This is a genomic window from Pseudoalteromonas sp. Isolate3 (assembly GCF_022398505.1).
In the GTDB taxonomy this organism is placed as follows: Bacteria; Pseudomonadota; Gammaproteobacteria; order Enterobacterales; family Alteromonadaceae; genus Pseudoalteromonas; species Pseudoalteromonas apostichopi.
In genome coordinates this window covers 1-13926 of sequence record NZ_JAKEVN010000112.1, presented here as the reverse complement: position 1 = coordinate 13926, position 13926 = coordinate 1, and the positions used below count along the sequence as shown (strand labels likewise).

The 13926-nt window shown below is 41.1% G+C and carries 14 protein-coding genes; 3 read left to right on the top strand and 11 right to left on the bottom strand.

What is annotated here, in order from left to right:
* Window positions 1-85: 85 nt before the first annotated feature.
* The gene (locus L1D46_RS17055) at window positions 86-823 is read right to left on the bottom strand and encodes a hypothetical protein (protein ID WP_130052644.1); all 738 of its coding nucleotides are present in this window, start codon (window positions 821-823) and stop codon (window positions 86-88) included.
* A gap of 212 nt (window positions 824-1035) precedes the next feature.
* Here L1D46_RS17055 and L1D46_RS17050 point away from each other — a divergent pair, with 212 nt between their 5' ends.
* Window positions 1036-2415, top strand: a complete 1380-nt coding sequence (locus L1D46_RS17050; RefSeq protein ID WP_130052643.1) for a serine hydrolase — start codon at window positions 1036-1038, stop codon at window positions 2413-2415.
* Window positions 2416-2458: 43 nt separating this feature from the next.
* On the opposite strand, the gene hisIE is transcribed toward L1D46_RS17050, so the two are convergent.
* Genes hisIE through hisG form a run of 8 tightly spaced genes read right to left on the bottom strand, consistent with a single transcriptional unit; the run spans window position 2459 to window position 9526 of the window.
* The gene (hisIE, locus tag L1D46_RS17045; RefSeq protein WP_130052642.1) at window positions 2459-3073 is read right to left on the bottom strand and encodes a bifunctional phosphoribosyl-AMP cyclohydrolase/phosphoribosyl-ATP diphosphatase HisIE; all 615 of its coding nucleotides are present in this window, start codon (window positions 3071-3073) and stop codon (window positions 2459-2461) included.
* Window positions 3064-3843 (bottom strand): imidazole glycerol phosphate synthase subunit HisF, encoded by a 780-nt coding sequence (gene hisF, locus L1D46_RS17040; protein WP_239977926.1) that lies wholly within the window; start codon window positions 3841-3843, stop codon window positions 3064-3066. The genes hisIE and hisF overlap by 10 nt, the downstream gene beginning before the upstream one ends.
* Window positions 3825-4559 carry a 1-(5-phosphoribosyl)-5-[(5-phosphoribosylamino)methylideneamino] imidazole-4-carboxamide isomerase gene (locus L1D46_RS17035; RefSeq protein WP_167657554.1) on the bottom strand — a complete coding sequence of 245 codons (735 nt, stop codon included), beginning with the start codon at window positions 4557-4559 and terminating at the stop codon, window positions 3825-3827. The genes hisF and L1D46_RS17035 overlap by 19 nt, the downstream gene beginning before the upstream one ends.
* 27 nt (window positions 4560-4586) lie before the next feature.
* Window positions 4587-5177, bottom strand: a complete 591-nt coding sequence (hisH, locus tag L1D46_RS17030) for an imidazole glycerol phosphate synthase subunit HisH (protein WP_130052610.1) — start codon at window positions 5175-5177, stop codon at window positions 4587-4589.
* Window positions 5174-6235 carry a bifunctional histidinol-phosphatase/imidazoleglycerol-phosphate dehydratase HisB gene (hisB, locus tag L1D46_RS17025; protein ID WP_130052609.1) on the bottom strand — a complete coding sequence of 354 codons (1062 nt, stop codon included), beginning with the start codon at window positions 6233-6235 and terminating at the stop codon, window positions 5174-5176. The genes hisH and hisB overlap by 4 nt, the downstream gene beginning before the upstream one ends.
* Window positions 6232-7329: a histidinol-phosphate transaminase gene (hisC, locus tag L1D46_RS17020; RefSeq protein ID WP_130052608.1), complete on the bottom strand. Its 1098-nt coding sequence runs from the start codon at window positions 7327-7329 to the stop codon at window positions 6232-6234. Before hisC ends, hisB begins: the two co-directional genes overlap by 4 nt.
* On the bottom strand, window positions 7319-8620 hold the full coding sequence (gene hisD / locus L1D46_RS17015; protein ID WP_130052607.1) for a histidinol dehydrogenase: 1302 nt from the start codon (window positions 8618-8620) through the stop codon (window positions 7319-7321). The genes hisC and hisD overlap by 11 nt, the downstream gene beginning before the upstream one ends.
* A gap of 6 nt (window positions 8621-8626) precedes the next feature.
* Window positions 8627-9526 (bottom strand): ATP phosphoribosyltransferase, encoded by a 900-nt coding sequence (hisG, locus tag L1D46_RS17010; RefSeq protein ID WP_130052606.1) that lies wholly within the window; start codon window positions 9524-9526, stop codon window positions 8627-8629.
* Between the two features lie 356 nt (window positions 9527-9882).
* Here hisG and L1D46_RS17005 point away from each other — a divergent pair, with 356 nt between their 5' ends.
* Window positions 9883-10128 carry a hypothetical protein gene (locus L1D46_RS17005; protein WP_130052605.1) on the top strand — a complete coding sequence of 82 codons (246 nt, stop codon included), beginning with the start codon at window positions 9883-9885 and terminating at the stop codon, window positions 10126-10128.
* A 91-nt stretch (window positions 10129-10219) separates the two neighbouring features.
* Complete coding sequence (locus L1D46_RS17000) at window positions 10220-11185, top strand: sensor domain-containing diguanylate cyclase (protein ID WP_130052604.1); 966 nt, start codon at window positions 10220-10222, stop codon at window positions 11183-11185.
* Between the two features lie 27 nt (window positions 11186-11212).
* Here the strand turns inward: L1D46_RS17000 and L1D46_RS16995 are convergent, their stop codons facing one another.
* Together L1D46_RS16995 and L1D46_RS16990 are read right to left on the bottom strand one after the other, a co-directional pair.
* A complete protein-coding gene (locus L1D46_RS16995; protein ID WP_130052603.1) occupies window positions 11213-12496 on the bottom strand; it encodes a sodium:proton antiporter in 1284 nt (427 codons plus the stop codon).
* Window positions 12497-12721: 225 nt separating this feature from the next.
* Window positions 12722-13801 (bottom strand): mechanosensitive ion channel family protein, encoded by a 1080-nt coding sequence (locus L1D46_RS16990; RefSeq protein WP_205987949.1) that lies wholly within the window; start codon window positions 13799-13801, stop codon window positions 12722-12724.
* Between the last annotated feature and the right edge of the window lie 125 nt (window positions 13802-13926).

Sequence of the window (13926 nt, the reverse complement as noted above, 5' to 3'; positions counted from 1 at the left end):
GTTTAATAATAGTATTGATAAACAAACTTTTAGTGTAAACTTTAAGGCTAAGTAATTAAAAATCAGGGCTTTATAGCCCTGAAGCTTACATCTTAGTTTTACCAGCAATGTTGGTCACTTTTACTGAGCCAGAACCATCACTTAGTAACTCAAAGTTTGCCGCAGTATCAACGCGAATGCTTCCAGAGCCATCTGAAACGACAACATCACCCGAAATATCATTTAAGTCGATACCACCAGAGCCATCGTGTACTTCAATATTGCCCAGTGCGTTTGCAACATCAATATTGCCAGAGCCATCATGAATTTTAATATCACGGCTAACATTACGAACATCTATGCTGCCTGAACCATCATTGATTTCTAATGTGCCTTCAATGTCATTCGCGGTTATTGAACCTGAACCATCGTTGATTACTGTATCAGCTACATGGCTAATAATAATCTCACCAGAAGCATCGTGCACATCGACATTAAATGAATGCGGGATCGCAACAGTTAAATCAATGCGAGTTTGCTTGTTGGTATGGTGTTCACATTGTCCTGCACCAAGTGCGGCATTATTGCCTTTAGCTTCAAGCGTTAAGCAGTATTCATCGTGCGGCTGTTCTTGATAAATTTCAGCTTTAACGGTTACTTCATCACTGTCAGTGCCTGTAATGTGCAAAAAACCAGAGCCAGCTTCGACTTTCAAAGCACTTAATGATGCTGCATCTAGCTTAAGGTTTTTGGTTTCTTGCAGAGGCATTTCACCCCAAGCAAATGTTTGGGCTGATAATAGGCCTGCGGCAATAAGCGAGAGTGTTTTTACTTTACTTAACATGGTTCTTCCCTTTCATATTTGAGATGTTTTTAGCTTAGTCGCAGGTGCTGGTACAAAAGGTTTAAACAGTTTATAAACTTTTAAAAAAAATAATGCTTCTTAGTTATTTRATATCCAGCTTTTTTACCGTTAAAAGCGTTAACTCTGCCGTAAAAACATATCATTATTTTTTCCTTTTGCTAACTTATAGTATTTGCCCCCAAGGAATAATAATGAAAAAAATAATCTTCCTAAGTAGTTTATTGTGGATCAGCTTTTGTGCTTGTAGTGAGGAAACTGATGTAACCTTAAACGCTTATGCTGCAGGGTATGTCGCCAACTTTACTTGTAGTGCCACGTTTAATGCTGACAAAACGACTGAGCAAATCGTTACAGATGAACTCACGGGGATTTATCCTTTAATCGCAGACACGGTAAAAACACTGAAAGCAAATATTGATACCAAGCATAGGCGAGTCACTGTCGATTATGATAAAGATAAGCAGCGTATATCGGTGTGGCGTCCTCGTTTAGGTTGTGTTGATTTGCCTGTTGGAGCTAGCCTAGAATCTGCATCACTTGTGCAATCTCCGTTTAAAGAAAACCTAGCTGATCTAAAGGATGATGGTAAGCCATGGCAAACGCTAAATGGTGTTAATAAAACAACGGGCAATAAGGCGCTTGATGAGGTCATTGCTCAGGCTTTTACTCGTCATTATGGCGAAGGCGCACGTACTTCAGCTATTTTAATAGCAAGCCCTCAGGCGATTTTAGCAGAGCAATATAAAGCAGGCTTTACCCCAGAAACCGCACAGCGAACTTGGTCTGTTGCAAAAAGTATTGGCGCTAGCATCATTGGTGTGGCAGTAGAGCAAAAGCGACTTGATGTAACTAAACCAGCGGGGCTTGAAAGTTGGTCTCATTCGCTTGATCCGCGTGGTGAAATAACTCTTGAAAACTTACTTCATATGGCATCAGGCTTAGATAGTAATAAAGCGGGCAACCGGACAGATCGGGTTTATATGGGGGGCGGTTTAGTGTCTGATACTGCAACGCATACTGCGTTAGAAGTAAAGCCTGGCAGCCGCTGGAAATATGCCAATAACGACACCATGTTAGCGCTTCGCACTCTAAGAGAAACTTTCAAAGATGAAGCGAGTTACTTACGTTATCCGTATGAAAACTTGCTCGATAAAATTGGCATGCAACATACTTTTTTAGAATCTGACTGGCAAAGTGACTTTATTTTGTCATCGCAAGTGTGGACTACCTCACGAGATCTTGCTCGTTTAGGACTGTTACACCTAAATAATGGTCGCTGGCAAGGTGAGCAAATATTACCAAAAGATTGGTTAAGTTATATAAGTAAACCAGCACCTGCGCAGCCCCCTGAAGCTGCACCTGGATACGGTGCACAGTGGTGGCTTTATAACGAACGCTTCCCAGAATTACCAAACGATACTATCGCAGCGCGAGGCAACCGAGGTCAATATTTGGTGATTATTCCAAGCGAGCAGCTAGTTATTGTTAGGCGAGGGTATGATCTTGCGGGTCTTAAAGGCTTTAGTGAACATGACTTTACTCGTGATGTTTTAAAAGCACTTAGGCAATAAGATTTAAGATGCACCTGAAAAGGTGCATCTTAATGTACTTCATTTACTTATGGCGGCCTTGTAAGCAACTCACCACATCGGCCAATGATAAGCCTTGGCGCTGTAATAACACGGTTAAGTGATACAGTAAGTCTGCCGATTCATTGGTTAATTCATCGTTATCATGTTTCATAGCTGCAAGGGCAACTTCGACACCTTCTTCACCCACTTTTTGGCAACTACGGCTTAAGTCTTTTGCAAATAAAGACGCAGTGTAGCTTTTGCTTGGGTCATCATTTTTACGCGAGACAATAACTTGTTCAAGCTCGGCCAAAAACGATAAGCTAGGTTTTGCATCATCGCCAAAACAGCTTTGTGTACCCAAGTGACAGGTTGGGCCAAGTGGGTTTGCGAGTACTAATATAGAGTCGTAATCACAGTCGGTGTGCACCGAGACAACTTCAAGGTAGTTTTCTGATGTTTCGCCTTTAGTCCATAAGCGCTCTTTAGAACGTGAGAAAAAGGTTACTTTTTGTTTGTCGAAAGTGGCAGCTAATGCGTCTTGATTCATAAAGCCTTGCATTAAAATAACCCCAGTGCGTGCGTCTTGCACAATAGCTGGGATCAATTCGCTTTTGGCAAAATCGACTTGAGTAAGAGTGTCTTTGGTTAATTGCATAGTCTTGCCGCTACATTATTATCGATTAAAAATTGTTTTAGTTCGCCAATATCAATGACGTTCTTGTGAAATACGCTGGCAGCGAGAGCACCATCAACTTGGCTTCGCTGAAATACATCAACAAAGTCTTGCATTGTCCCTGCGCCACCCGAAGCAATTAGTGGAATATCGCACAGTGCACGCATTTTTGATAGCTGAACATTGTCGTAGCCTTTACGCACGCCATCTTGGTTCATGCAATTAAGGACGATTTCGCCAGCACCTAGGTCTTGCACGCGCTTAACCCATTCTTCGGTTTTGTAGCGAGTACGGCTTGATGCATTTGGATCACCCGTTAACTGGTACACCAAATACTCATCAGTTTTTTCATCATAAAAACTATCAATACCAACAACTACGCATTGTTTACCGAACTCATCGTGTAATTCTTTAATTAGCTCTGGGCGAGCGATAGCTGGGCTATTAATACTGATTTTATCTGCGCCACGTTCTAAAACACGTGCCGCATCAGCAACAGATTTAATGCCACCAGCCACACAAAATGGAATATCAATATGGCGCGCAATGTTCTCTACCCAATTTACATCAAGTAGACGCTTTTCGACGCTGGCACTGATTTCATAAAAAACTAGTTCATCAGCACCGGCATCGCTGTATGCTTTTGCAAGCTTTAAAATATCACCAACTACTTCATGGCCTTTAAATTTAACACCTTTAACGACTTGACCGTCTTTAACATCTAAACAAGGAATTATGCGTTTTGATAACATGCTAACGCCTCCTCAACATTAAAGGCACCATCGAGTAATGATTTACCTAATATAACACCGCCAACGCCAAGTTTTTTCAGCTTTGCAATATCATCAAGTGAGCTTACACCGCCTGATGCTTGAACTTTAATCTCGCTATTGTGGTTAGTTAGATCTTCATAAAGTGCAAATGAAGGGCCTGTCATCGTGCCGTCTTTACTGATGTCTGTACACAGAAAATCAATTACACCGAGAGCTACGTAAAAATCAACAAGTTCGAACAAACCAAACTTAGATTCACTTAGCCACCCATGTGTCGCTGGTGCCCAGCCGTTTTCCGTTTTATTTACATCAAGTGCTATAACGAAGTGCTTTGCACCAAATTTTTCAATCCAAGCTTGTACTTGCTCGCGCTTTTCAACGGCCATTGAGCCAATCACGACTTGGTTAGCACCGGCTTCAAGCCAGTCGGCAACATCTTGCTCAGAGCGAATACCGCCACCTACTTGATAAGGTACATTAAGCGCTTTGGTTGCCGCTTGAATATGCTGCCACTGTTTTTTATTTGGATCGCGCGCACCTTCTAAATCAACGAGGTGTAGTTTACCTGCGCCGCTATTTGCATATTCTTGTAAGCGTGCGCTAAGTTCGTAAGGGTAAAATTGTGCTGTATCATACTTACCTTGGTATAAGCGCACAATTTGGTTTTGTAATACATCGAGTGCTGGAATTATCACGTTTATTTCTCTTATTTTTTGCTGCGCTTACAGCTGCCAATCTAAAAAGTTTTGTAAAAGTCGGGTGCCTACTTTAGCACTTCGCTCAGGGTGGAACTGCATACCTGCGTAGTTATCTTTGGCAACAATCGCTGAAAAAGCTTGTCCGTATTCACCGCTAACTAAGGTGGCATCGTTCACTGTGTGAGCAAAGCTATGCACAAAGTACACTTGATCTTGCGCTGATAAACCTTTAGTGAGGGCATGCTCTTTTAAGACGCTTAGGTCGTTCCAGCCCATGTGCGGTGAAGTTAATTCACCTACATCAAGTTGCTTAACAATACCTGGGATTTTGCCAAGACAATCAACATTGCCTTCTTCAGTTTTGTCACAAAGTAATTGCATACCTAAACAAATTCCCATCAGCGGGCGCTGATATTCATCAATTGCTTGCTGCCAGCCACCGTCTTTTAAGCGTTTCATTGCAACAGAGGCATGGCCTACGCCAGGTAAAATCGCACGTTCAAAACCTTTTAATTGCTCAGGTGAAGTGATCACCTCTGGTGTTTTACCTAAGCGTTCAAAGGCAAAACGAACAGAGTTAATGTTGGCACAACCGGTATTAATTATAGCAATCATAAACACCCCTTAGAGCTAGCAGTTTGTTGCGAAGCATCTTTAGCAATCGCAGCGCGAAGTGCTCTAGCAAACGCTTTAAATAGACCTTCAACTTGGTGATGGCAGTTACCATCGCTAACCGACAGAATAAGGCTCATCGCAGCATTATCACTTAAGCTTTTAAAGAAATGTTCAACCATTTGTACGTCTAAGTCGCCTACTTTTTCACGGCTAAAATCGGCATTTAATACAAATGATGCACGGCCTGATAAGTCGATTTGTGCTTCAGCTTTGCATTCATCCATAGGCAATGCGAAACCATAACGACCAATTTGCGTTTTTGTACCTAATGCTTGTTTAAGAGCAAGACCAAGTGCAATGCCGATATCTTCAACTAGGTGGTGCTCATCAATGTGTAAATCGCCAGTTGCTTGAATATTAAGACCGATATTGGCATGGGTGCGAATTTGGTCAAGCATGTGATCGAAAAAGCCAAGGCCTGTGCTAATTTCACCATTTTTTGTTTGGTCTAAATTAACTTGCACATCGATTTGTGTTTCTTTGGTATTGCGAGTGACACGGCCTTCACGGTTCGCAGTTGTCAGCTTAGTGACAATGGCATCCCAGCTGCCATCATACAAAATGCCTTCGCAACATAAGTTCTTGGCAAGTCCGATATCTGTTTGGCGATCGCCAATCACAAATGAGCGTGCTAAATCGACTTTACCTGAACGCATTAGCTCAGTAAGTAATCCGGTTTTTGGCTTACGGCAGTCACAATTTTGTTCATCAAAGTGAGGGCAGATCAGAACCTCATCAAATTTGATTCCTTGGCTGTTTAAGATATTCATCATTTTGTCTTGAGCAATATCAAAATCAGCTGTTGGGAAGCTATCAGTTCCTAAACCATCTTGGTTCGAAACCATCACAAGGCGGTAACCTGCCGCTTGAAGTTGTAATAGAGCAGGGATCACATTCGGCAAAAACACCAATTTTTCAAGGCTATCAACCTGTTTGTCGGTGATTGGCTCTTCGATAATCGTGCCATCGCGGTCAATAAATAAATACGGGTTGCTCATGATAATTCCTGTTCTACTGTTTTGCTGGTCAGTGATAAGCCATCTAACCAAACTTTTACTTGTTCTAATTCTTGTTCATTACCGATAGAAATTCGTAGCCAATCATTTTCGCCATACAATGTGAAGGCACGCATCACAAGGCCCTGTTCAAGCGCGATAATAAATGATTGTTTGTCTTTTAATTTTAAGGTGACAAAGTTACCTTCACCGCTCAGTACTTTGATAACGGCAGGTGATTGCTCAAGCCAGTTTTTTAGTTTGGCTTTTAAGCTATTGAGAATTGTCACCTGACGTCGCATTGAAGCGATATTGTCACTACTTAATGCGTCTGCTGCAATGCTCGCAACAACGGTTGATACAGGGTAAGGCGCAATCACTTTACGAATAGGCGCAAGTAGCTCATTGTTAGCGAGTGTGAAGCCTGTTCTAAGACCCGCAAGTGCAAACGCTTTAGATAAGGTTCTCAGTACCACAAGGTTACTAAACTCATTAATGAGACTTGCAGCTGTTTGCTCTGGGCAAAATTCTATATAAGCTTCATCAACCACGACAATCGCTTTACCTGCAAGTTGCTGGGTGATTTTTCTGATTTTGTCTAGGCTAGTCATGCTGCCAGTTGGATTATTTGGATTACAAATAAACACCAGTTTTGAGTCAGCAACAGCGGTTACAATCTCATCAACCGTACCTTTTAATAACAGTTCTTGAGTTAAACCGTTAATCGCAATGTTGTGAGTGTCAGCGGTTACTTTGTACATGCCGTAAGTTGGCAAAAAGAGTGCAATGCTATCTTTAGCTGGACGACAAAACGTACGTACTAATAGCTCAATACCTTCATCAGCTCCGCGAGTCATTAGCACTTGCTCCGGCTCTAAATTAGCATAGCAAGCATAACGATTAATCACTTGCTGAGGCTGCGGATCTGGGTAGCGATTTAAATCAGCTAAATTGATATTTGGAGTACGTGAATATGGACTTTCGTTGGCATTTAACCAAGTAGTGCCTGTGAGCTTTTCACTTTTCGCTGAACTATAGGCTGTAAGTGCAGCAATGTTATCTGGCAACAGCGTTGTTATTTTTGCATTATCGCTCATTGTTCATAGCCTCAAGACGAATTGAAACAGCATTAGCGTGAGCATCTAGTCCCTCTGCTGCAGCTAAAGGTAAAATTGCTTTAGATAATTCACGTAAGCCATTTTTGCTGATGGTTTGCACTGTGTAAGTTCTAAAGAAGTCCAATAAGTTTAAGCTCGAATAGGTCGCACTGTAACCATACGTTGGTAGTACGTGGTTAGTACCGGACGCATAGTCACCGGCAGACTCAGGGGTGTAATCACCGACAAATACTGAACCGGCATTTTTCACTAAGCTTAGATAAGGCTGCGCATCAGCAAGTTGTAAAATAAGGTGCTCAGGACCATATTCAGCAGACACCGCAAAGGCTTGCTCAACCGAGTCCACTAATATCAAGCTTGAGTTAGCAAGGGCTTGTTCGGCAGTGTCTTTACGACTTAATTTTGCTAGCTGTTCTGTTAATGCTTGCTGTGTTTTTTCAATGATGCGTTCGTTGTTACATAGTAAAATAACTTGCGAATCAGCGCCGTGCTCCGCTTGCGATAGTAAATCTGCCGCAATAAACTCTGGGTTTGCACGCTCATCAGCAATCACTAGCACTTCAGAAGGGCCTGCTGGCATATCAATCGCCATACCCGGAATAGTTTGCGCAACAAGTTGTTTTGCCATAGTGACGAAACTATTTCCAGGGCCAAAAATCTTGTTTACTTTAGGCACTGATTCTGTGCCGTATGCCATCGCTGCAATCGCACCTGCGCCGCCACTTTCTACAATGGTTTTAATACCACATAGTTTTGCCGCATATAAAATGGCAGGGTTGATAGTTTCATCGGCTTTTACAGGTGTAGTAAGCACAACGGTTTGTGCACCACTTAACTGTGCAAGCACCCCTTGCATAATCACTGACGATGGCAGTGGCGCACTGCCACCTGGCACGTAAATACCAACCGCTTCAATGGCTTGATATTTAAGTTCACACAACACACCCGGTTGCGTTGTTAACTTAATGTCTTTGGGTAACTGTGCTTGGTGAAAGCGTTTAACATTGGCATAGGCCGTTTCGATAGCGGCTTTTAACTCGCTTGATAGTAACTGCTCAGCTTGATTAATTTCTTCAACCGGTACTAATAAGCGTGGTGTTTCGCGCTTATCAAACTCTTTTGCCATCTTTAATAACGCTGCATCACCATCTGTTTTAACTGCATTTAAGATGTCGATACAAATTGCTTCGACCTCTTTACTTGCAGTAACAGCAGGGCGGGTGAGTACCGCCTGCTGTGCTTGTTGATTTTCCTCATTCCAGCGAAACATGGATAATTACTCCATCATTTTTTCAATAGGCATAACAAGAATTGAGTTGGCACCCAATGCTTTTAACTGTTCCATCGTTTCCCAGAATAGGGTTTCGCTACTAACCATGTGCAGTGCTACATAATCGTCGCTACCTGCAAGCGATAGTAAAGTTGGTTGGCCAGTACCAGGTAGCAAGTCGCATACTTCATCAAGCTTTGCTTTAGGAGCGTGTAACATGATGTATTTACTTTCCTTAGCTTGACGAACACCACGTAGACGCGGCATTAGCGTATTGATTAAATCAAGTTTACTTTGATCTGCTAGGTCTTTGTTTTGAATTAAACATGCATTTGATTCTAAGATTGTGTCGCCTTGCATTAAGCCATTGGCTTCTAACGTTGCACCGGTAGACACTAAGTCACAAATCGCATCAGCCAGACCAGCACGCGGTGCCACTTCAACAGAGCCTGTTAACATTACCGTGCTTGCGTTGATGCCTTCACGTTTTAGATATTGGCTTAAAATTTCAGGGTATGTAGTTGCAATGCGTTTACCTTCGAACCAGCTTTTATCTTGTGGGCCAAGTTCTTGTGGCCATGCAAGTGCTAAACGGCAGTAACCAAAATCAAGTTTAGAAAGCTTATTTACTTCGAATGCCACACCTTGGCGTTCGCGTTCAGCTTGTACTTCAACGAGTACGTTTTCACCGACGATACCTAGGTCACATACACCGTCCATTACAAGACCCGGAATATCGTCATCGCGTACACGAAGTACATCAATTGGCATGTTGGTAGAGTGTGCGATTAAACGTTGTTCACGAAGATTTAATTTAACACCAAGTTGCTTAAGTAACTCTTGGCAGTCTTTTGATAAGCGGCCGCCTTTTTGGATGGCGATTCGTAAACGGTTGGTATTGCTCATTATTCATTTTCCTTTAATTCAAAAACTAAAAACCCCGAGGGAACCTCAGGGCGAAAATAAATAATTTGGTTGATTGCTCGCCAGAGGTTCCTTTTAGGAATAACCTCTCAGCGAAAAACCTGACAGGCTATTCCGGTGAATGATGGTGATGATGGATAGTTGTCAGATTGAAGCGCATAATTTTTCCTGTATTGCACTCGTTTGTATAAACCAGTGCGTAAATCTGTTTAAATAAGTTACGTATATAGATAAACATGCTTTGCTAATCTTTGGCAAGCATTTTTTTGCGAAATTAAAGTATATCTTATAACTGTCGATATATATTGGATAGGTAGGAGGTACAATAGGAGGTACAAATGGATATCATGATCCCCTTTTTAGGTCGAATAACGCGCTTACAGTTGGAGAGTAAAGGTGCGTTTCATATTGCGGGCGTAAAAGACGCGAACGTGCAGCGAATTGAACTCGAAAAGCGCCAAAAGCGTGAAATAGAGCGCCGTAAAAAAGCAGCTGAAAAAGCAGCTGAAAAAGATGATAAAAACAACAAAAATGCCATAGAGGAAGATGAAGAGGGTAATAAACACCTAGATACATGGGCTTGATACTCAATATAAGAATTTGTTTTTATGCAACAGGTCGTTTTTTTCTGCTAACGTAAATAAACACTTGTGTTGTTCCTTACAAGGCAATTCAATGGAAAAACCTTCAGTACCTTTAAACGAGCAAGCTAGGCTTGAAGAGCTTCGCTCGTTGGATGTTTTAGACTCTCAAAGTGAACCTGCCTTTGACCGAATCACTCGCCTTGCCCAACAGTTTTTCTCTGTGCCTATTTGTGTTATAAGCTTAATCGACGAGCAGCGACAGTGGTTTAAGTCATGTGTGGGGTTAGACGTCACAGAAACAGCGCGAGATATTTCTATTTGCGCCCATGCAATTTTATATAAAGACCCACTAGTGGTTGAAAATGCTTTAAATGATAAGCGCTTTGCAGACAACCCCTTGGTAATGGGTGATCCAAATATTCGCTTTTATGCGGGCTGCCCAATTACACTCAAATCAGGAAATAGAATTGGCACTTTGTGCCTTATCGATCATCAACCGCGCAGTTTTAATAAACAAGAAATTAAAGCGTTAACAGACTTTGCCGCAATTGTTGAACGAGAGTTTGCAATCATGCAGTTAGCGACTACCGATGAGCTTACCTTATTGCCTAATCGTCGAGGTTTTAATAGCACCGCAGAGCATTACCTTGATTTATGTATTCGCCATCATTTAAAGGCAAAATTAGTATTTATTGATTTAGATAACTTTAAAGCAATTAACGACAAATTTGGCCACGCCGCAGGCGATAGAGTACTGAAAGATTTTGCTGGGTTGCTAGAAAGATGTTGTCGTAAAGCTGATTTATATGCGCGTTTGAGTGGTGATGAGTTTGTTATTTTATTTACAGATTTAAATACCAGCGAATGCGAAGCAATCATGCAACGTTTGTTGCTGTCATTTAATCACTCACCCAATAGTTTTAATAACCAAGTTGAACTTGGCTTTTCTTATGGTATTGCTGATTTTTCAGACCAGCAGCCTTGTTCGTTGACTAAGTTACTTGCAGTTGCAGATGGTCGAATGTATGCCAATAAAGCACAAAAAAAGGCTCGATAATCGAGCCTTTAAAGTAAAAAGCGGTGCTTAATTTTTCGCTTCTGCCGATTGAATACTACTATGGATCAGCGGTGATATTGTTAAACCTTGTACGATGATTGAAAAAATGACTACCACGTAGGTTACAATAACGATTAAATCGTGTAGGTCAGAGCCTGCAATCATTACTTGATCTCGTGGGATCGCAGCAGCCATGGCTAGCGCTAAACCACCACGTAAGCCACCCCAAGTGAGTATCTTCACTGAGTGCTTATCGTATTTTCGATATTTTTTAAAGAACACAAATGGCGCACCTACACTTATAAAGCGAGCTAGCAATACTACAGGTACTATCAGTAAACCTAGGCCAACTTCTGCAAGGGTAATTGGCATAGTGACAATCAGCATACCGATGATCAAAAACAGCAAGGCATTTAAAAAGCTATCGGTGGCATGCCAAAAATCTTTTACATAGCGGGTATCTTCTGGTCCTGTGCGCTCGGTTGCCTTAGAGCGAGTAATATTGCCAAGTAAAATACCACTTGTAACCATGGCAAGAGCACCTGAAATTTCCCAAATATTTGCTGCGGCAAAGCCAGCGGTTGGTATTGTCAGTGTTAATAGCAAACGAATGTTCACATCGCGACTATTAATAATTAAAAAGTGCCCAACTAACGCAATTACTAGGCCAAACACGATACCGCCAATAGCATCCACTAAGAATAATTCAGCAACGTCAGTAAACGTGGCTTCGGTACCATAAAAGGCCACTGAAAATATCGTAGTGAAGATCACTAAACCAATGCCATCATTAAACAAAGACTCACCTTCAACTTGCACAGAAATACCTTCTGGGGCTCGCATTTGTTTAATAATGGCTAATACTGCAATTGGGTCGGTTGGGCTGATTAATGCTCCAAACAACAAGCAGTAAATAAACGGCACTGGCCAGCCAACAAAAGCAAATAAGTAATAGCTTAAGTAACCAACGATGACTGTGGAGGTAATCGTTGAAAATAATACTAATGCGGTTATTTCCCAACGCTGTTTACGAAGGGCTGCTAAGTTTATTTCTAATGCGCCAGCGAACAGTAAAAAACCCAACATGCCTTTTAATAGCAACTGATTAAAATTGATACTAGAGACTATTTGAGTTATTTCGAGGGCGGTGGTATCACCAAGCATTTTAACAGCAAGAATAAGTAGTAAAGAAATAACAACAGAGCCTGTTGTTATAGCAATAGTGGTTTGCATTTTGAGGATAAATTGGTTAGCAAAAGCAATAAAAATAGCTAATGCTGAAAGAAAACAAATGAGGTACCAAGCATTCATTGTTTGACCTTAAATATTTGTATAACAAGACGCAGAAAGCAGTCACTTTCTGGCGGCATATAGTACGCCTCTAATATAGGTATGTCACAGTGTTTATGCGATTTTTATTGTATTTTAGAGTAAAAATTCAATGCTCCGATTGCATATGTATAATAGGTGTTAAAAATGTCTAAAAAGAGACATAAAAAACCATACAAATATGCAATTATGATAAGCTCTGTTAGCTCAATCAGCAGGTTTAAATTGCGCAGACTCTTGGCTGGTATTAATAGCCCTAATTGGATAAGGAATAACGATTCCCTCTTCTGCGTAACGTTGATGTAATGCTTTAATAAACGCAGATTTCACCCAAAAACGGTTAAAATACTCTTTTGCTCTTAACATCACTGTAAAATTGATACTGGATTGATCAAAGGTGTGAAATACAACAAATGTATCGTAATCATCTACACCCCATTTGTGGCTTTTTAAAATCTGTCTAGCAACATCCAATGTAACTTGCTCAACCTTATCAAGATCTGACCCGTAGTGAACACCAACCTCAACAGGTACGCTAAGCTCTTTTTCTGGATAAAAATAGTTAATGATGCGTGATTTAGACAACTGGCTATTTGGGATCACTATCATATTATTAGGCAACATTTTTACCCAGGTTGAGCGCCAACCAATTTTCTCAACAAAACCTTGATCGCCACTTTCAAGCTCTATAAAGTCGCCAACCCGAATAGGTTTATCAACCACCAGCTGAACCCCAGAAAAGAAGTTTTCGAGTGTAGGTTGTAAAGCCAAAGCAACAGCAAGAGATGTAATGCCTAAAGAGGCAATAATAGGGGTGATAGAAATTCCTAACGTGCCCAATAACACCAGTAAGCCAACACATACTATTGCACAGCGGATCAAGCCTTTAATTATGCTATGGCTATTTGAAACCACAACCGAACGGGCACTGTAATAATCAACGGTGCCAAATAAGAAATGGTCTAAAAATAACACTAAGGCAAAAATACAAATAGCTTTGGCGGTGGCTGAAATCGGTAAGGGGTGCTCAGCCATAAAGCCAGTTGTGTTCAATAATTGACCAAAGATGATCACAAGCACCATCATTGTGCATAAGGTCAATGGCGTAGCAAGTGAGTCAACCAATAAAGAGTCGAACACAAAGTCGGTTCGCTGGGTCCACTTTTTTAAGCAATAAATAATAACAAACTTTAATAAAAACAATGCTATGGCAGCTAAAGTTGTGCCACCAATAACGACTAACCAAGGCTTATTTAGCCAATCGCTTTGTATCAGTTCAGTAATCATGCTTAATCCTTAAACCTTAGTTACTTGGTGTTATTGCAATTTATATACCTAGGCTTTTCTGCAATGAGTTATGTCTTCTAACTATCAAATAGAAAAGATGAGATGATAAAAATAAAAGGTACAAA

What these genes read in the sequence shown, in the direction of transcription:
- L1D46_RS17055 (WP_130052644.1), bottom strand. Translation starts at nt 823, where the DNA reads ATGTTAAGTAAAGTAAAAACACTCTCGCTTATTGCCGCAGGCCTATTA.
- L1D46_RS17050 (WP_130052643.1), top strand. Translation starts at nt 1,036, where the DNA reads ATGAAAAAAATAATCTTCCTAAGTAGTTTATTGTGGATCAGCTTTTGT.
- hisIE (WP_130052642.1), bottom strand. Translation starts at nt 3,073, where the DNA reads ATGCAATTAACCAAAGACACTCTTACTCAAGTCGATTTTGCCAAAAGC.
- hisF (WP_239977926.1), bottom strand. Translation starts at nt 3,843, where the DNA reads ATGTTATCAAAACGCATAATTCCTTGTTTAGATGTTAAAGACGGTCAA.
- hisH (WP_130052610.1), bottom strand. Translation starts at nt 5,177, where the DNA reads ATGATTGCTATAATTAATACCGGTTGTGCCAACATTAACTCTGTTCGT.
- hisB (WP_130052609.1), bottom strand. Translation starts at nt 6,235, where the DNA reads ATGAGCAACCCGTATTTATTTATTGACCGCGATGGCACGATTATCGAA.
- hisC (WP_130052608.1), bottom strand. Translation starts at nt 7,329, where the DNA reads ATGAGCGATAATGCAAAAATAACAACGCTGTTGCCAGATAACATTGCT.
- hisD (WP_130052607.1), bottom strand. Translation starts at nt 8,620, where the DNA reads ATGTTTCGCTGGAATGAGGAAAATCAACAAGCACAGCAGGCGGTACTC.
- hisG (WP_130052606.1), bottom strand. Translation starts at nt 9,526, where the DNA reads ATGAGCAATACCAACCGTTTACGAATCGCCATCCAAAAAGGCGGCCGC.
- L1D46_RS17005 (WP_130052605.1), top strand. Translation starts at nt 9,883, where the DNA reads ATGGATATCATGATCCCCTTTTTAGGTCGAATAACGCGCTTACAGTTG.
- L1D46_RS17000 (WP_130052604.1), top strand. Translation starts at nt 10,220, where the DNA reads ATGGAAAAACCTTCAGTACCTTTAAACGAGCAAGCTAGGCTTGAAGAG.
- L1D46_RS16995 (WP_130052603.1), bottom strand. Translation starts at nt 12,496, where the DNA reads ATGAATGCTTGGTACCTCATTTGTTTTCTTTCAGCATTAGCTATTTTT.
- L1D46_RS16990 (WP_205987949.1), bottom strand. Translation starts at nt 13,801, where the DNA reads ATGATTACTGAACTGATACAAAGCGATTGGCTAAATAAGCCTTGGTTA.